The organism is Thermogemmatispora argillosa (assembly GCF_059696725.1).
On sequence record NZ_AP019377.1, the window covers coordinates 4743875 to 4761086 of the forward strand.

The following is a 17212-nucleotide window of genomic DNA, read 5'->3' on the forward strand; positions in this document are numbered from 1 at the left end:
CTGATATGGGTTGCCTGCCGCTGAGCGGGAGGGGGCTAGGCTGGACTGGCCATAGCAAGATAAAGGATGATATAATGAGCCAGACCCTGCTGCGCCCACGGTTCGGGTCGGCTCTCCTGCCTTGCCTATGGCCCAGGGGCCACGGGCCTCCCTGGGCTGACCGGTGTTGTGGCCTTGGAAAGAGGGAGTCAAAAGCTATGCAGATCATCATCAAAGGAAAGCAGATGGAGGTCTTGCCTCGTCTGCGGCAGCACATCGAGCGCAAGGCTCACAAGCTTACGCGTCTCATCTCTCCCCACAACAATGCCGCCCGTCTGGAAGTGACCATCGCAGAGGAGCACACGCGCAGCGCTCAGGATCGCTACACTGTGCAGATCCTGCTGGCTGGAGCTACGCCCACGCTGCGTAGTGAAGTCAGTGCCTCCAAAGCCACTGTTGCCTTTGATCAGGCGCTCAGCAAGCTACTGGCGCAGTTCTGTCGTCAGAAAGATCGGCTCACCACCGCGCGTCGTCATCAGCGCCTGCCCATTAAGGTGCTGGCCTTAGCGCGCTCGGGGAAGCTCTCGGCGCTTGAGGGGGAGGAGGTAGCTGCGGCCACGGCGGCGAGGGGGGAGGCAGCTCAAGAAGAGGCAGATCTAACCGTCCCTGCCAGCCTAAGCGAGGAGCAGAACGAAGCATTATGGGCCAGGATTAGGGAGATTCGTAGCGTTCCCACCAAGCCCATGAGCGACAAAGAAGCCATCCTACAGATGGAAGCCCTCGGCCTGCCGTTCTATCCTTTTGTGAACGAGGCCACCAATAGCGTGAACGTCATGTATCGTCTGGAGAAAGGTGGCTATGGTTTGCTGATCCCCGCGGTTGAGTAGGCTCCATCTGTCTCCCCGCTTGATCGGGTTTCTATGCCAAGGGTGTTCTTTGCTGATCCTTCGCAGGGGAATGGACAGCCACAATCGCCGGGCAGGAGTGGCCTGAGAGGCGCCAGAACAGGGCTTGCAGCCATTGCTGGTCACTAAGCAATGAGGAGTAGTCAGTAGGGAAGCGAGACCAGTCAGTCTAAATAAATAGACACAGAATGGCTGAGGTAGAGCGCTCAACCCAGGAGCACCCACCTCAGCCATCTTTTCACTGCCCCTTTTGTTCTGATCTGGAGGATGCTAGCCTTTCTTGCCTATCCTCCCACCTGCTTGGCCTTGCAAGCTGCCCTCTCGCTGGAAGACTGACTAGAGCGTGATTTCGAACTGCCACGGACGTGGTGGCGGATCTTCGAATTGGCCAAGCGGGTCAGCGGCGCGAATGGTCAGGCGATGGGCTTCTGGCGATGGCAAGGGGCGGAAGCGTGCCCGTCCCTGATAAACGGCGTGGTTCGGATCGCTGGCCAGCTCGGGCCGGGCCAGCAACATTCCCCCCTGATCTCCGCTCCATTGCTGGCCCAGGTTATCTTTCAAGAAAAAGATCAAGCGCGGGACGAAGGCAAAGCCAGGCGTGAGAGGCGGCCTGATCCACAGATAGTGCAGATCAAAGTAATGTGGGAAAAACTGGATCTGATAGAGCATCAGGGTCATGTCCTGCTGCTTCTGCTCAAGCTCCAAAGTCAAGGTACGCAGGGCCTCACGTGGAGCTGGCTGCTCTTCCTGGCTGCTGGTAGGGGGTTCCAGCGGGGCGGCGACGACCACAGGGGGGCGTGAGGCCAGCTCTAGAGCCTGGGGAGAAAACGGCCTCGGATCTTGCAAGATCTCATTGCAGGTCTGCAGGCAGGCTTCGCAGATGTAGGCGGCGCCTGGCCCTGCTATCATGCGTCTCACTTCGGGGGGGCGCCGACCGCAGAAAGAGCAGCGAGCCAGTGTTCGATCAAAGCTCATAATGGCCCAATCCTCGATGCTAGAGCAAGCAAAGCAACCTCTACGCCGCCAAGGCGCGCTGCAAGGCGGCTGCAGCCTCCTCGTAGAGGCCCAGGCGCTCCAGAATAGCGGCATGGGCCTGCCACTCCAGGCGGTCATCCAGGGGCCGCAGCAGAGTAGCAGGATCATCCGCGGGGGCGAGCTGGGCGGGCGTAGAGCCATTCATGATCTCGCCTGGCGGCGTTGCCAACTCTGTCAGGCGTCGGAGGCCATACTTGCGCTGCAGCGCCAGGCCGATCAGGTGATCAGCGAAATGTGGATTCTTTGGCAGGAGCGAGCCATGCAGATAGGTGCCATAGGCATTGCGATAGACCGCTCCTTCCGTACCATCCTCAGCATTATTCCCGTGGCCCTTGAGAACCTTGCCCAGCGGGCGAGCGGTACCCAGGTAGGTACGTCCGCCGTGGTTCTCGAAGCCGACTACAGTCATGCCGTTCCAACTGATGACCACATCGCCGATACAGCGCGGTGTCCGCGGGCCTTTATGGATGGTCCAGGCATCGAAGACTCCCAATCCCTTCATATCGGGGCCTTCGGCTGGGCGATAGTAGTGCGCTAACAACTGATAGCCGCCGCAGACGGCCAGCACGGGCATATCGTCCTCAATGGCGGCCCAAAGACCAATTCCCTTTGTCTCGAAGAGGTCCTGAGCCACGGGGGCCTGCTCTTTATCCTGGCCGCCGCCGATGAAAAGCATGTCATATTCATCGGGGGCCAGTGCATCACCGATGCCCAGGCCCACAACACGCAGTTCGATGCCCCTTAGCTCACAGCGGCGCTTCAACGTCAGAATATTACCGCGGTCCCCATACAGATTGAGCTGATCGGGATAGAGATGCCCGAGCGTCAGCGTAAGCCGGGCCTCATGCCTGCCATGCATTTAATCTCGTCCCTCCCAGAAGTGAGGCGTCAGCCCGCGCCGTTCAAGCTCGCGGTGAATCTCCAGCAGCCCGGTATAAGTCGGCACGATAAAGAGCGTCTCGCCGACTGGGGTCTGCTCGATGGCCTGATCGAGAGCGGTAGCCAGTCCATAGCCTGCGGGCGAAGGCCCTGTCACCCTGCGAGCGGCAGCGCTCTCCACCGCCTCGGAAGTTGCCGTTGCACTGGTTGTCGCCGTGGCAGTCTGGCGCTGCTGAGACTGATCCTTAATCCTGCCGCGGCCCTTCCGTCCTCGCGGCTGGGAGGCAGTGATCGCCTGGAGCGCGCGCAGTGGCGTTGAAGGAATAATCGTCATCTCCTCGGGTGTGAAGCCGGCGTATTTGAGGCGCAAGGCCAGATCAAAGGCGCGCGTGCCGGCCACTGTCAAGCTGGCGACCAAGCCCTTAGCGCGTTCGAAGTCCACATCCCAGATCCACGAGACGTCACGGCCATCAGCGATATTATCATTGAGCACAAAAAGCACATGGCGTGGCGTTCCCTCGCTGAAGAGCGTGCGCAGTACCTCATTCAAGCCTGTGGGGTTTTTGGCGAGCAAGAGGCGCAGGGTTCGCCCTGCGACCTGCACACGCTCACCCCGTCCAAAGGCGGGCTTGAATTGCTCGATCCCTGAGACGATTGGCTCCCAGCTGATCCCCAGGGCCTGGGCGGCAGTGATCGCTGCCAGGGCATTATAAACATTATACAGCCCGGGCAAAGGGATCACAATCTCGCCCTCGTGCAGCGGTGTTTCGACTGTCACGCGCAGGCGATCAAAGCTATCCTGGCGCACCTGCACGGCGCGTACACTGGGAGCCGGGCGCCCCAAACCGCAGTGGGGGCACTGATAATGGCCCATATGGCTATAGAAGCGGGCGCTATACTGATAGTCGCTGCCGCAGCGCACACAGCTGCGGCTATCGACGGCCTGATAGGCCCCTGGCGTTCCCTGGCCGTTCTGGCTGCTCAGGTCCAGCGACAGATCCTCCAGGCCGAAATAGAGAACGGGGCCGCGAGCCAGCTCCCCCAGGCTGGCGGTTGTCGGATCATCGGCATTCAGGACCAGGGTCGTTGTCTCGGGCAGCTCCTTCACCATCTGGCGCCAGCGGGAGGCTACACTTTCTACCTCGCCATAGCGATCGAGCTGGTCGCGGAACAGATTCACAAAGACAACGGCGCGTGGCTCTAGCAGGCGTGCGGCCTGGGGCATGACCGCCTCGTCGATTTCGAAGACCGAGATAGCCTGGCCCGCGCGGCGGAGATTCCCATTAGGGAGCGCGCGCACTACCAGAGCGCCGGCAACACCCCGCAGCAGGTTCGCGCCCTCTCGATTGCGCCAGACACGCAGACCGGCATCACGCAAAATGGCGGCCAGAAAGCCGCTTGTGGTTGTCTTGCCGTTGGTGCCGGTGATCAGAACGCTGCCGTATTCCAGTTGAGCTGCCAGGTGGCGAATGATATCCGGGTAGAGGCGTTGAGCCACCAGACCGACAATGCTGGTCCCGCCACCGAGCCGGAGACGGCGACTTAAGGCTCCCGCGGCGCGCCCGCTGACGACTGCCAGGGCTGCTCTCAGCGAGAGACGGCGCTTCCGTGAGCGCTGGCCGGCTCTTGCCGCTCCGGTCACTGATCCTGGCTTAACTTCTGGGCGGCTTTTCTTTGTCCGAAGCCATCTGCTCCCTCTGGACTCGCCTTGTTTGGCTCCCTGAGAGATCACCTGAGATGGCCGATGTTGCTGCATGCTTCTCCTCCGAACCAGCGCCTGTGTCAATAGTTATATCTATTTTTCTCGTTGCCTAGTTGCAGCATAGCATGCGCGCGTGAAGCGGTCAAGACCGCAAGCCAGGGATAGATCTTCTGGTTCCCTGATGGCTCGCCATCGCCTGCGGGTCTTGGCCTTGAGGCTCTCTCGCTCTGGTTAGGCCTGTCCCGCCTGGTGATCCGTGGGCGCCGGGCCGGCGCCACTGTACCAGCGGCGCAGCACTTCAGCGGCTTGCTGGCCGCGGATCGAAAAGCGTGCTACGCCATCCCACCCCCAGAAGAAAATCCCGGCGATATGCTCATCCGTCATGACATTGGTGAGCGCGGCATTATAGGCCTCGGCTTGCTGCTGGGGATCTGCTGGGGCTGAAGAGGTAGGTGACCAGACCTGGTAAAGAGCATCAGCGCTGTTGCGATAACCGATTTCACTGATGACGATGCGCCGGTTCAATTGCTCGGCAAGCTGGTCGAGCCGCGTCTTGATTTGCTCGCGCCAGAGGACAATCATTGTCTGGGCATCGAGCCGCACGGGAGCGTCAGCGAGGGAGATGTACTCGGAGACGCCGATGAATGTGAGGCGAGGATCATGTAGCCAGGCGGGCGGCTGATCCATCGTGGACCAGTTGATATCATAGGTCAGGTTTCCAGTGTAGATGCTGCGTACCCGCTCGATGAGTTGCCGCCAGAGGGCACTGGGGGCATTGCTCTGGAGCCATTCCATTTCGGTGGCCAGGGCAAGCTGTTCAACGCCATTGGCTTCAGCGGCCTCGACGTAGGGCCGCAGAGCCTGCCAGTAGCGGTCAAACCAGAGCTGCTGACGTTCAGGGGCCGGCATGACGAGGGCGGCCCAGCCACCCGGTTGGCGTACGGTGAGCAAGGGCGCAAGAAAGACTTTGAAGCCTACTGCGTGGGCTTTGCGTACGCCGGCAATAAAGGAGGCCACGCTAGGAGCTGCCTGGTCAAGGCCGATATCAACTGCGTCTGGGGTCGATTGGGAGAAAAGTACTGGCATCTCTAGCCACTCAGCGGCGGTACTGCGCCGGATCTCTTGCAGACTCTCCTGCCAGCGGCGATCACTCAGGCCATAGGCGCTGCGGCTCCAGCCAGGGTAGACAATCCCTTTCTGGAAACCGTATTGCTCAACTGGCTTGGGAATTGGCGTCGGTGTCGGGGTCGGCGTCGGAGTGGCTATCGCATGCTTACTCGCCTGGTGATCCCCCGGTGCTGTGCTGGCCCGGCCGAACGGCTCGCAGGCGCTGCTAAGTGGCAGCAGGCTCAGGATACAGCTGTAGAGCAGGAGGATCTGGAGCATGGTCGACAAGCGGTCAGACCGAGCACAAGGTGTGCTGGTGTGTCCCCGGCCAGCTCTTTGTTGGCGGCGTGCCAAATTACCAGACATTCTCAACCCTCCCATCCATCTTCTGCCCGTACTCTCCTTTCGCGCTCTTGCGTAGGGTGCACAGAGGAGCCGAGCAGTTTTTCTGGAGTAAGAGCTGCGAAAGGGCGGATTCTCCTCTATTGTACTCGTGGTGAGAAAGATGATGAGCGTCTGTGGCAAGCTAGGGCCACTCGCTCTGGCGGCTGAGGGAAGATCGGGGGGCCGTCTTGTGTTATCTCACTCAGAAAGCATACGTAATGAGAGGAAGAGAAGTGACAAGCTCAGAGGGCCGTCGACTGGCGGCCTGGTTTGTCACCCCTCTTGTCAACGTGTGCTATCCTATCCTGTGAGATTGAACGGCTCACCTGGCGTTCAACAGGACAACATCTGCAAATCAGGTACAGGTTGATTAATGGCAAAGAAGCTTGTCATTGTGGAGTCTCCGGCGAAAGCCAAGACAATTGAAAAGTTCCTCGGGCGCGATTTCGAGGTACGCGCCTCTATGGGGCACATCATCGATCTGCCGAAGAAGGGCCTTGGCGTCAACACGCGCAAGGATTTTGCGCCACAGTATGAAATTATCGAGGAACGAAAGGGCGTCATTGCCGAACTGAAGGCGGCGTCGAAGAAGGCCGAGGAAGTCTATCTAGCCCCCGATCCCGATCGCGAAGGGGAGTTCATCGCCTGGTCCCTGATGCAGACCCTGGGACTCAAGAATCCGCGCCGCGCTGTCTTTAATGAGATTACTCGCAAAGCAGTACAAGAGGCGATCCAGAAGCCGCGGACCATCAATGAAGATTTATTCAATGCGCAGCAGGCGCGCCGAGTGCTTGATCGTCTGGTGGGCTACAAAATTAGTCCCCTGCTTTGGCGGCGTGTGCAGTCGGGCACCAGTGCGGGGCGTGTCCAGTCGGTAGCGCTGCGTCTGATTTGCGACCGCGAGCGAGAGATTCGGAACTTTGTTCCTCAAGAGTACTGGACGATTTCGGCTTTGCTGAGCAAGCAAGGCGAGCAGCAGCCCTTTGAGGCTACGCTTGTAGCGCGCCTCAACGAGTTGACCGGTCAGCACCTATCGGAAGGGGAAGAGGAAGCGGCGGGTGAGGGCGAAGAGCACGAGGGGACGCAGGAGGGCGAAAGTGAACGCCGTGGGGAGGAGACGCGGCGCCGCTTGCATATTGCCAATCAGCAGGAAGCCGAGGCCATTCTAGCTGAGCTGCGTGGGGCAAGTTTCACGGTCTGGCGTCTGTTACAGCGCGAAGTGCGCCGTCAGCCGCCATTGCCGTATACGACCAGCACCATGCAACAGGACGCTTCATCGCGCCTGTACTTTAAGCCGAAGAAAACGATGAGTCTGGCCCAGCAGCTCTACGAAGGCATCGAGTTAGGACCGCGCGGCTCGCAGGGATTGATCACCTACATGCGTACCGACTCGACGCGCGTCTCTGACGAGGCGAAGGCCAGTGTACGCCGCTTTATTGAGCAGACCTATGGGCAGCCCTTTGTCGGTCCGGGGCGCGTTGGCAAGCTCAAAGCCACGGCTCAGGATGCTCACGAGGCCATTCGCCCGACCGATGTGACACTGACACCCGAGCTCGTGCGTGAGTATCTGACGCCTGATCAGTATAAGCTCTATAGTCTGATCTGGCGCCGCTTCGTGGCCAGTTTTATGACCCCTGCCGTTTTCGATACGGTGCGCGCCGATATCGTGGCGAGCCAATATGTCTTTCGGGCCAGTGGTTCTCGTCTGCGCTTCCAGGGCTTCTATGCGGTTTGGCCACGCGATGAGGAAGAGCGGCTCCTGCCGGAGCTGACTGTCGACGAGGTGCTCACGCTCCACGAGCTGCAGCCGCAGCAGCACTTTACGCAGCCCCCTCCGCGCTACACAGAGGCAAGCTTGATCAAAGAGCTGGAGGAGCTAGGCATTGGGCGCCCCAGTACGTATGTGCCCATTATCTCGACCATTCAAGAACGCGGCTACGTCACTCAGGAGCAGCGGCGTTTCGTACCGACGTGGCTCGGCGAGACGGTCAATGATCTGCTCAATAAACATTTCCCCGAGATCGTCGACGTTGGCTTTACCGCCGATATGGAGCAGAAGCTAGACAACGTCGAGGAGGGGCGCCAGTCCTGGACGGAGTTTCTGCGGGATTTCTATGAGACCTTCAAAGAGATGGTGGCCAGGGCCGAGGCCGAGATGGATCGCGTGCAGAAGCCGGTCGAGGAGTTGGATGAGTTGTGTCCCGAATGCGGGCGGAAACTGGTGATTCGGAGCGGGCGCTTCGGACGCTTTATCTCCTGCTCGGGCTTCCCGGAGTGCCGCTATGGACGCTCCTTTGTCAACAAGACCGGGGCCCTCTGCCCGCAGTGCGGTGGCGATCTCGTCGAGCGTAAGACGCGCCAAACCAAGCGTACTTTTTACGGATGCAGCAATTACCCAACGTGCAACTTCGCGATCTGGGAGCGCCCAGTACCGGAGCCCTGTCCTCGCTGCGGAGGGCTGATGGTGATTCCGCGCGGCAGTCAGGAGCCGGTCTGCTATGAGGAGGAGGTGCTGCCGCAGCAAAGCCCCGAGGAGCGGCCCCAGCAGAACGGCCTGGAGCCGGCTCAGTCAAGCTCAGGCTCCAAGCGTGGTAAGAAGGTCCCGGCAAGGGCCGAACCAAAGTCAGAGGCCGATTCCTCTGTGAATGGGGCGGCAAATGCTGCAGCCGCAGCTCTGGAGACTGACCCTTCTGTCTCGCCGAATGCCCCTCACAAGAACAGGGGCGGAAAAGCAGGCTCTGCTGCTCGCGCAACCTCTAATGGAAAGGGGAAGGAGACAGCTAAGAATCAAAATACCAGTAAAACTACTAAAGCTAAAGCTAAGGGTAACAAGACAAGTAAGCGGCAGAAGAAGACCGCTGCAGAGCGCAGCAAGAGCAGGCGTCAGCAGGCGACTGAAAAGACGATCACGGCTGGGGAAGCGGCACGGATGTCGCTGGCGGGCACGCCGGCTGAGGCTGATGAGGACTAAGAGGGGTAGCTTTCTGCCCGTGCCCTGCTGCCAGGTGGGGGCCTGACTGATCCCTCTGCGGTCGGCAAGTCCGGCTGTCCAGGTGGGCTTGTGGCTGGTGCTCGTGCTATAATCTCTACATGATTGCTCAAGCTCTTTGCTACAAACAAACTCTGCAGTTCTGGAGGACTTCATGCCGCATGCGGTAACCCTCATCCCTGGAGATGGGACCGGACCGGAGATTACCACGGCGACCCGTCGCGTGCTCGAGGCGACGGGGGTGGAATTCCGCTGGGAGGTCTGCCAGGCGGGCATGGAAACCCTGGAGAAACAGGGGACAATTCTACCCGATGAGGTCATCGAATCGATCAAGCGCACCAAAGTGGCTCTCAAGGGACCAATTACCACGCCTGTGGGCAAAGGAGTGCGCAGCGCCAATGTCACTCTGCGCAAAAAGCTTGATCTCTATGCCAATGTTCGCCCGGCCAAGACTTACCCTGGACTCCGCTCCCGTTACGAGCATGTTGACCTGATCATTGTGCGCGAGAATACTGAGGATCTCTATGCCGGTATTGAGTTTCAGCGCGGCTCGCCCGAGCTGGCAGAGCTGATTGAGCTTGTGGAGCGCACCACCGGTACGCGCCTGGACCCCGAATCGGCCATTAGCCTCAAATATATTTCGGTGGCTGCCAGCCGCCGCATTGTTCGCTTTGCTTTTAACTATGCCCGTGAGCATGGTCGCCGCAAGGTCACAGCGATTCATAAAGCGAATATTATGAAGTTCTCCGATGGCCTCTTTCTCGCCACAGCCCAAGAGGTCGCCCGTGAGTATCCCGATATCCAGTTTGAAGACCGTATTGTAGATAATATTTGTATGCAGCTTGTTCAGAAACCAGAGCAATACGATGTCTTGGTCTTGCCCAATCTCTACGGTGATATCGTCTCCGATCTCTCGGCGGGTCTCATTGGTGGGCTGGGGGTGGCGCCTGGGGCGAATATTGGCAATCAGTACGCTGTCTTTGAGCCAGTGCATGGCAGTGCCCCCAAGTATGCCGGGCAGAACAAGGTCAATCCGATGGCGATGATGTTCTCCGGCGTGCTGATGCTCCGTCATTTAGGCGAGAAGGAGGCTGCCAATCGCCTAGAGAAGGCGATTGCTCAAGTGATTGCTGAAGGGAAGAACGTCACCTACGATCTTAAGCCACGCCCTGACGATCCGACGGCGGTGGGCACTTCTCAGGTTGCTGATGCGGTGATCGAGAAGCTCCAGCGCCTGTGAGCGCCAAGATTGGCCTGCTGGATCGCTGGCTCAGCCAGGCGCTCTCTCTTGCTGGATAACAGCCTCTTTTTGACTGATGGGACTCGCTTCAGACCACGTTTCTCCGCTTCAGAAGCGGGTAGCTTGAGTTCGCCCGCCGCTGATAGCGGGGCCTGAAACGAGCCCCTGGCTCCCTTAGTCTATTTGTCCCCCTTGCTTTCTTGTCCCCGTGCCGTGGGCTAGGCAGTGACGATGATAGTAGCTGTCATGTAGGTGTGAATGCTACAGTGGTACTGGTAGGTGCCTGCTGTTGTGAAGAGCAGGGTGAAGGTCGCACCCGCCGCGATCGTGCCAGAATCGGCAAAGGCTCCGTTGGTGCTCGTTACAGTGTGCGGCGCGTCCGACTTGTTGAGCCATACGACTCGCGTGCCCTTCTTGATGGTCAGTGTCTGAGGCGTGAACTGATAACGCTCGTTCTGCTCGATAATCTGTATTTGCACCGTGGCAGCCCCAGAGGCCGGTTGAGTAGTTTGGGGAGTGACAGCCGTAGTGGAGCTAGCCGTAGGTTGAGTGCTGCTGGCCACTGGCGTGGTACTACTGCTGGTGGGGCTGCTACTACCGCCACAGGCTACGAGAAGGAAGGTAATGAGGACGGCGGCGCTGAGCAGCGGTAACCAGACACTGAGCGACTGGCGCGGCCTGCCCGGTCTCCCACTGGGATTGTGACGCGCCAAGGCTGTTGCTCCACGAGGTGATCGAGGCATAATAAGCTCCTCCTCCTGCTTAGCAAAGGATGCAGCTCCTGGTGTTCTTCCAACAGGCAAGGCGGCGCCGTCTCTTCGCCTGTCTCTCGCGATCTCTATAAGGCCAATACGGAAGAGGGTTACATACGTCAGGGGAAGCTCGTGTCAACAGATAAGGGCTTACATCGCGCCCGGAGAGCGATTCCCAAAAGAGGAGATAATAAACCGCCTGGGAGGTTGAAGCACTTAAGACAGAGACACCATCTTGGGTAAATGCACTTACGAATACGTGTGGGAGAAACTGATCCAGCGCCTGGAGGCGCTTCCCGTTCCGCCTGCCTGCTTACTCTGATAAGAGACAGACATAAGCCATCCATATACGCCGGTGTGCACTCCAAGTAGAGGGGAACGGGAAGCGCCGCTACAGAGTGAAAGGAGAGCGCAAACTTGCTAGCGAGCGGCTTGAGCCTGGGCAAGACCTGAGCCGCGGCGCCACTTATGGCGCGCCTGGATATAGCGTACGGTACCGGAGCGTGAACGCATCATAATAGAGGAGGTGCGCGCACCCCAGCCGAAGTACTGAACACCATCAAGCAGCTCGCCGCTTGTGATGCCCGTAGCCGCAAAGGCGACATCGTTGCTGCGCACCAGATCATCGATAGTCAGCACCTGGTCGACATCGATGCCCTCGGCTTTGAACTTTTCGCGCTCCTCATCTGAGCGTGGCCAGACCTTGCACTGCATTGCGCCGCCCAGACACTTAATAGCTGCTGCCGCAAGAACAGCCTCTGGAGCGCCTCCGATACCCATCAGAACATCGACGCCGCGGTAGTCCTCCATCGCGGCTAGAATCGCTGCCGCCACGTCGCCATCGCTGATCAAGCGAATGCGAGCGCCGGCCTCACGAATCTGGCGGATGATCTCCTGATGGCGCGGTCGATCGAGAATAATCACGGTCAGGTCGTCAATCTGAGCGTCCTTAGCCCGAGCGATCCGCTCCAGGTTGACAGCGACCGGAGCATTAATATCGATAACATCCCTGGCTGCGGGACCAACGGCGATCTTCTCCATATAGAAGACCCCGGGCGGGGCAGAGTACATGGTACCGCGCTCAGCAGTAGCGACCACTGCCAGCGCGCCTGGCAGACCCAGGGAGAGCAGGCGAGTTCCATCAATTGGGTCGACTGCAACATCGACTTGTGGGGGCGAGCCGTTCCCGACGCGCTCCCCAATGTAGAGCATGGGCGCCTCATCTTTCTCGCCCTCACCGATCACAACAACGCCGTCCATATCGACCCCATCGAGGGCCTGGCGCATGGCATCCACAGCGGCCTGATCGGCCTTCTCCTTATCGCCCCGTCCCATCCAGCGGCCTGCGCTCAGGGCCGCCGCCTCGGTAACACGCACCAGCTCCATTGCTAAGTTACGCTCTTTGGTACCGGATTGCTCGAAACGTACGTCCGTCATACGGCCTCCTCTCAAACGTCTAAAGCTGCCTTAGAGTTCCACATAACGCGGTTGGACGCGGCAGTGTTCGGCGATCATAATGGCGCGAACCTGCTCGACCGCCTGGGCAAGCTGGCCCTCGCGGTTGATGACCAGATAATCGTACCAGTGGTACTGGGCCAGCTCGTTAGCCGCATCGGCGAGACGCCGGCGGAATTGCTCCGCGTCTTCTGTCTGACGCCGGCTCAAGCGCTGAGCCAGCTCCTCGTGTGTTTCAGGGGCCAGGAAAATAAGGATGGCCTGGGGGATCTTGCGCCGGATAGTTGCGGCGCCCTGCACATCAACCTTGAGTAGAACATCGCGGCCCGCTGCCAGGTTCTCTTTAATCTGGCGGCGGGGCTGCCCGTACCAGTGACCATGCACATTGGCATACTCGATCAGCTCGTCATTGTCCACGAGCTGCTGAAACTCCTCGTAGCTAATGAAATGGTAAGGATGACCTTCGCTCTCGCCGGGCCGAGGTGCCCGTGTGGTCACCGAGGTCACCACATGAAAATCCATGCCCTGCTGCTTCAGCGCCTGAATGACGCTATCCTTGCCCGTCCCCGAGGGAGCGGAAAGCACAAAGAGCAATCCTTGCTTCTCCCCTGTTCGGAGCGTAATACTCTCTTTCTCGGCTGTTGGCTCCATCTCAAGATGCATGCTGCGTTCCTGCTCTATTGGGCTATGCTCTGAGCTGCCGAGCTACTTATGTTGCTGTGCCAGGCGTAGCCTGGGCATAGTGGCTGACCAACGCCTGAGCCGATCCAGTCATCCCTTTCATCCCGTAGGCAGCAAGACCGGAAAGACAGAACAAGGGCGACCCTCCCTGCAGAGTAACCCTGGCTCGTGGATGGCGATAGACGTCCTTGTCTTCCAGCGTCTTGACGTCGTATTCGTACGTAGACTCAGGCGGTCTGCCTGGATCGCCTGCAAGGTGCCTACTGCGCAAAGAGTGGCTATGACAGGCCTTGGTTGATCTGTCCGCCCGGGTGACCGGACTGCGCCGATCGACGCACTCAGCCGACTGACTGCGTCTAGCTGGCTGGCTACGCGGGCAGCGTGACGCACAGACGAGGCTTCTCGGGGGCACAACACTTGCGGAGAAGACCACGCGAAGGAGGTGCCGATCTGCTCTCCCTGGCGCCTGCCCGGCGTAAGGTAAGGGATGAACCAGGACTGCTATAATTGTACAATATCCCGAAACGCTATAGCCACCGGTGAGGTTTCTCGCATGTACGTCGACGCCATCACTCTTGCTGCTGTCGCTGATGAATTGCGCGCCCTCTTAATTGGTGCGCGTGTCGAAACGATCATCCCACCCACGGAGCACTCTATTGCTATCGAGTGCTACTGTCCGCCACGGCCAGGAGTCGACGAGAAGGGGCAGAAACGCTGGCTCTATCTCTCTGCTCATCCGCAGCTTGCGCGTCTCCATCTCACTCTGCGCAAACCGCCGCGTATCGTCCCTGAGCCCCCGCCCTTCGTGATGCTATTACGCAAATATCTGGAGGGGGCACGCCTTGAGGCCGTCGAGCAACCGCGCTGGGAGCGAGTCCTTGATCTGGTCTTTCGGGCGCGGCTTCGATCCGATGATGAAGATGAGCTTCAAGCTCTCGACCCTGACGAGCAGCCTGGAGGCAGCAACCAGGGCGTCACTACCATGCCGACTGCCGACTATCAGCGACTCCACCTGATTGCCGAGATCATGGGGCGCACCAGTAACATTGTGCTCTGTAATGAGGAAGGGCTGATTCTTGGCTGTCATAAACGCATTGGCTCAGAGATCAACCGTTATCGGGTGATCGTGCCCAACGTCCCCTATGTACCGCCACCGCCCCAGCAGCGTCACTTTGCCGGTCAGCTCCTGCCGCGTTTGGAGCCGACAACCGTCACCGCAGCCCAGCTTGCCATCATTCCAGGCAACGAGGGAGGCGAGTCGATGTCGGCAGAGGGAGGGGAGACGCTCAAGGCGCCGCGGCGAAGTAGGGAAGAGTCGCCCAGGCTGTGGCAGCTGCTTGTCCGCCACTTGCTTGGCTTCAGCCCCCTACTGGCGCGCGAGGCCGTCTATCGCGCCCTGGGCGACAGCGAGGCCGGGTTAGACCTGAGCCAAGAGCAGTGGGAAGAGCTGGCCTGGAATATTCGTGATCTGGCGACTCTCTACGATACTCATCGCTGGCGTCCACAGCTTGTCGAGCGTCTGGAGGAGGCCTCTGCGGCGGGGGCCGGGGCAGAGGAGCAGACTATCCCCCTGGCCTTTGCGCCCTACGTATTGGAGCAATATAGCACTCTGGCAGGGGTGCGCATTCGCGAGTCGTCATCGATCAACATTCTGATCGACGACTTCTACGCTCGTAGCGAGTGGCTCGATGCCCTTGAGAGCCGGAAAGCGCCACTGCGCAGACTGCTCCAGGCCCAGATTGAACGCTGCCGCCGACGCGCTGCGGCACTGGAGGAAGAACAGCAGGCGCTCGCCGGGGCGGAGAACTATCGTCGGCAAGGCGAGCTGCTACTGACCTTTCAGCACGAGATAGAACGTGGGCAGACGCAGGTCAGCCTGCCTGATCTTTTTGCGGCCGACAATCTCCAGAATCACCAGGATGACCTGCCCAAGGTCACCATTGAGCTTGATCCCCGTCTCGACGCCGTGGGCAACGCTAACCGGCTCTTTGCCAGGTATCAGAAGATGCGCCGGGCGGCGGCACTCCTACCTGAGCAAATTGAGCGCAATCAGGCCGAGCTGGCGACGCTAGAGCAGTTGCTGACCGACTTGACCCTGGCCGAGACGCCGGAAGAGATCGAGCTAGTCAAGGCTGAGATCCAGGCGGCTGGGTACCTGCATGAGAAAAAAGGCCCTGAAGGGCAGACGAAAGCAAGCAAGAAGAAAGCTGGTCGTGGAAAAGCCGTGCCTCCAGGCGGCGGTGTGCCGCTCTACGTCCAGAGCCGCGATGGCTTTACCATTCTAGTGGGGCGCAACAGTCGCCAGAACGAGGAGGTAACCTTCCATCAAGCGAGCGGCAATGATATCTGGCTACACGCTCGCGGGGTACCTGGTGCGCATGTCATTATCAAGACGGCAGGCCGTCAGGTGCCGCAGAGCACCCTTGAGCAGGCGGCCAGCCTGGCGGCCTATTACAGTCAGGCGCGTGGCAACAGTAGCGTACCAGTGGACTATACCCTCCAGCGCTACGTAAGGCATATGAAAGGGGGAGGGCCAGGGATGGTCGTTTACGACCATGAACGAACCATCTATGCGCGACCGTCAGCGCTCACGTGAAGAGCCGATGCCCATCTCCTCGCGGTACTTGGTCACCGTGCGCCGGGCCAGGTGAATGCCGCGCTCGGCCAGCAAGCGGCGTAGCTCTTCGTCACTCAAGCGACGCTGCGGAGCCTCCTGCTGAATGATCTCACGCAGGATATCTTTGACGCCAAGCGAGCTATCGAAAAAGTCGGAGAAGGGAATCAAGCGTCCATTGGGCAGCAGCGCATACTTGTTGGCGGTGGCGCGGCTCACGGTCCCTTCGTCAAGGCCCAGACGGGCTGCCACCTCGGCGCGGGTTAGCGGGCGCAGATAGCGAATGCCCTTCTCCAGAAAGTCGCGCTGCTGCTCAACAACGACCTCTGCCACCTGTTTCAGTGTGCGCCAGCGACGTTGAATGCAATCGATAAAAAAGCGAGCGCGATCGCTCTGCTGGGAGAAATAGCGCTGCAAGGCAGAGTTTGTAGCTGTACCGTCTGGAGAGCGGTAGCTGCGATTGACTGAGAAGTGATAGCGCTTCTCTTCAATCAACTCGACTTCGAAGCCGTTATCGCCGCGGCGGATCACGACGTCGGGGCGCACGTACATCGCGCTGCTTGCGCGCTGGGAGGAATGGCTATCGAGGCGGTAGGTATGGGCGGGGAAAGGGTAGAGGCGACTGCGAATGTAAGCACTGGCGGCCCGGACTTCCTGCTCAGGCACCTTCAGCTCACGGGCGATTTCCTGGAATTGACTGCGTCCCAGGCGATCAAGATAGCGCTCGATCAGCGTGCGGGCCAGCGGGTGAGGTTCCTCTTGCTCGGCCAAGGCTTCTAGCTGGATCAGAAGGCACTCACGTAGGTCGCGCGCGCCGATGCCCAGCGGCTCCAGGGTTTGAAGCTGCTTGAGCACATACTCGACCCGCTCTAGAGGGACATGCAGATAGCGGCTAATTTCTGCCGTACTGATCTCCAGATAGCCGCGCTCGTTCAAGTTCCCGACCAGGTGCTCGGCGATGGGAGCCTCTTCGGGGGGGATGAGGGCCTCTAGCTGGTGCAGCAGGCGCTCCGCTAGTGGTTCAGGGGTGGCAATGCGGGCCAGCGGGTCGCCCTCGGCCTCGGAGTCAGCCTCGACGAAGCCGTAGTTATCCATATCGTAGAAGGGCTGCCGGAAAGACTCCCAGGCCGGGCCGGCCCCGTTCTCATCGAGGGGAGGAGAACCCTCGGCGCTGTCTGCAGGTAGATAGTGACCGCAGGAGCTGCAAACAGTGGCGCGGGTGCCTCGGAGCAAGGCTCCACAGAAAAGGCAGACGCGCTGCTCCTGAACCTCCAGGGCAGGATTCTCGGTCTGCTCCTGATTAATACAACGCTCCAACTCGTCTGAAGATAAATGCAGGATCGTACTCGCTGTGATTAGCCGCGCGCTGACTCGCAGGGTCTGTTCTGGACGCGGCGTCGGCTCCAGTCGCATAGCGTTCCCTCCTCCCTATCCTGCTAACCAACCAACCCTTTCTTTCCGAAAGAGTAAGCGTCGTGCCATTGAACCAA

12 protein-coding genes are annotated in these 17212 nt (G+C 59.6%); 4 read left to right on the plus strand and 8 right to left on the minus strand.

The annotated features are described in order from the left end of the window. Positions 1–197: 197 nt before the first annotated feature. Complete coding sequence (gene hpf, locus AC6H1L_RS18605) at positions 198–866, plus strand: ribosome hibernation-promoting factor, HPF/YfiA family (protein ID WP_497598960.1); 669 nt, start codon at positions 198–200, stop codon at positions 864–866. A gap of 354 nt (positions 867–1220) precedes the next feature. On the opposite strand, the gene AC6H1L_RS18610 is transcribed toward hpf, so the two are convergent. From AC6H1L_RS18610 to AC6H1L_RS18625, 4 genes are all read right to left on the minus strand, one after another. Then, the gene (locus AC6H1L_RS18610; protein WP_497598961.1) at positions 1221–1859 is read right to left on the minus strand and encodes a ClpX C4-type zinc finger protein; all 639 of its coding nucleotides are present in this window, start codon (positions 1857–1859) and stop codon (positions 1221–1223) included. Between the two features lie 40 nt (positions 1860–1899). Next, complete coding sequence (locus AC6H1L_RS18615) at positions 1900–2778, minus strand: type 1 glutamine amidotransferase (protein ID WP_497598962.1); 879 nt, start codon at positions 2776–2778, stop codon at positions 1900–1902. After that, a complete protein-coding gene (locus AC6H1L_RS18620; protein WP_497598963.1) occupies positions 2779–4440 on the minus strand; it encodes a MurT ligase domain-containing protein in 1662 nt (553 codons plus the stop codon). 291 nt (positions 4441–4731) lie between these two features. Beyond that, positions 4732–5886: a glycoside hydrolase family 113 gene (locus AC6H1L_RS18625; protein WP_497601566.1), complete on the minus strand. Its 1155-nt coding sequence runs from the start codon at positions 5884–5886 to the stop codon at positions 4732–4734. A gap of 478 nt (positions 5887–6364) precedes the next feature. On the opposite strand from AC6H1L_RS18625, the gene topA reads away from it, so the two are divergent. Together topA and AC6H1L_RS18635 are read left to right on the plus strand one after the other, a co-directional pair. Continuing rightward, entirely contained in the window at positions 6365–8962 is a 2598-nt protein-coding gene (gene topA / locus AC6H1L_RS18630; protein WP_497598964.1) for a type I DNA topoisomerase, read from the plus strand. A gap of 172 nt (positions 8963–9134) precedes the next feature. Further along, the gene (locus AC6H1L_RS18635; protein WP_497598965.1) at positions 9135–10220 is read left to right on the plus strand and encodes an isocitrate/isopropylmalate dehydrogenase family protein; all 1086 of its coding nucleotides are present in this window, start codon (positions 9135–9137) and stop codon (positions 10218–10220) included. Between the two features lie 218 nt (positions 10221–10438). Here the strand turns inward: AC6H1L_RS18635 and AC6H1L_RS18640 are convergent, their stop codons facing one another. The 3 genes from AC6H1L_RS18640 to gmk all read right to left on the minus strand — a co-directional run bounded on the left by AC6H1L_RS18640 (position 10439) and on the right by gmk (position 13090). Continuing rightward, positions 10439–10963: a cupredoxin domain-containing protein gene (locus tag AC6H1L_RS18640; RefSeq protein ID WP_497598966.1), complete on the minus strand. Its 525-nt coding sequence runs from the start codon at positions 10961–10963 to the stop codon at positions 10439–10441. Between the two features lie 429 nt (positions 10964–11392). Beyond that, on the minus strand, positions 11393–12409 hold the full coding sequence (gene glpX / locus AC6H1L_RS18645; RefSeq protein WP_497598967.1) for a class II fructose-bisphosphatase: 1017 nt from the start codon (positions 12407–12409) through the stop codon (positions 11393–11395). A gap of 30 nt (positions 12410–12439) precedes the next feature. After that, on the minus strand, positions 12440–13090 hold the full coding sequence (gene gmk, locus AC6H1L_RS18650; RefSeq protein WP_497598968.1) for a guanylate kinase: 651 nt from the start codon (positions 13088–13090) through the stop codon (positions 12440–12442). A 571-nt stretch (positions 13091–13661) separates the two neighbouring features. Between gmk and AC6H1L_RS18655 the strand changes: the two genes are divergently transcribed. Continuing rightward, positions 13662–15704 carry an Rqc2 family fibronectin-binding protein gene (locus AC6H1L_RS18655; protein ID WP_497598969.1) on the plus strand — a complete coding sequence of 681 codons (2043 nt, stop codon included), beginning with the start codon at positions 13662–13664 and terminating at the stop codon, positions 15702–15704. On the opposite strand, the gene rpoN is transcribed toward AC6H1L_RS18655, so the two are convergent. Beyond that, positions 15690–17135, minus strand: a complete 1446-nt coding sequence (gene rpoN / locus AC6H1L_RS18660; protein WP_497598970.1) for an RNA polymerase factor sigma-54 — start codon at positions 17133–17135, stop codon at positions 15690–15692. The genes AC6H1L_RS18655 and rpoN overlap by 15 nt on opposite strands. Positions 17136–17212: the final 77 nt, after the last annotated feature.

Bases quoted from the DNA above. Each gene is read 5' to 3' on its own strand.
- hpf (WP_497598960.1), top strand. From the start codon at position 198: ATGCAGATCATCATCAAAGGAAAGCAGATGGAGGTCTTGCCTCGTCTG.
- AC6H1L_RS18610 (WP_497598961.1), bottom strand. From the start codon at position 1,859: ATGAGCTTTGATCGAACACTGGCTCGCTGCTCTTTCTGCGGTCGGCGC.
- AC6H1L_RS18615 (WP_497598962.1), bottom strand. From the start codon at position 2,778: ATGCATGGCAGGCATGAGGCCCGGCTTACGCTGACGCTCGGGCATCTC.
- AC6H1L_RS18625 (WP_497601566.1), bottom strand. From the start codon at position 5,886: ATGCTCCAGATCCTCCTGCTCTACAGCTGTATCCTGAGCCTGCTGCCA.
- topA (WP_497598964.1), top strand. From the start codon at position 6,365: ATGGCAAAGAAGCTTGTCATTGTGGAGTCTCCGGCGAAAGCCAAGACA.
- AC6H1L_RS18635 (WP_497598965.1), top strand. From the start codon at position 9,135: ATGCCGCATGCGGTAACCCTCATCCCTGGAGATGGGACCGGACCGGAG.
- AC6H1L_RS18640 (WP_497598966.1), bottom strand. From the start codon at position 10,963: ATGCCTCGATCACCTCGTGGAGCAACAGCCTTGGCGCGTCACAATCCC.
- glpX (WP_497598967.1), bottom strand. From the start codon at position 12,409: ATGACGGACGTACGTTTCGAGCAATCCGGTACCAAAGAGCGTAACTTA.
- gmk (WP_497598968.1), bottom strand. From the start codon at position 13,090: ATGCATCTTGAGATGGAGCCAACAGCCGAGAAAGAGAGTATTACGCTC.
- AC6H1L_RS18655 (WP_497598969.1), top strand. From the start codon at position 13,662: ATGTACGTCGACGCCATCACTCTTGCTGCTGTCGCTGATGAATTGCGC.
- rpoN (WP_497598970.1), bottom strand. From the start codon at position 17,135: ATGCGACTGGAGCCGACGCCGCGTCCAGAACAGACCCTGCGAGTCAGC.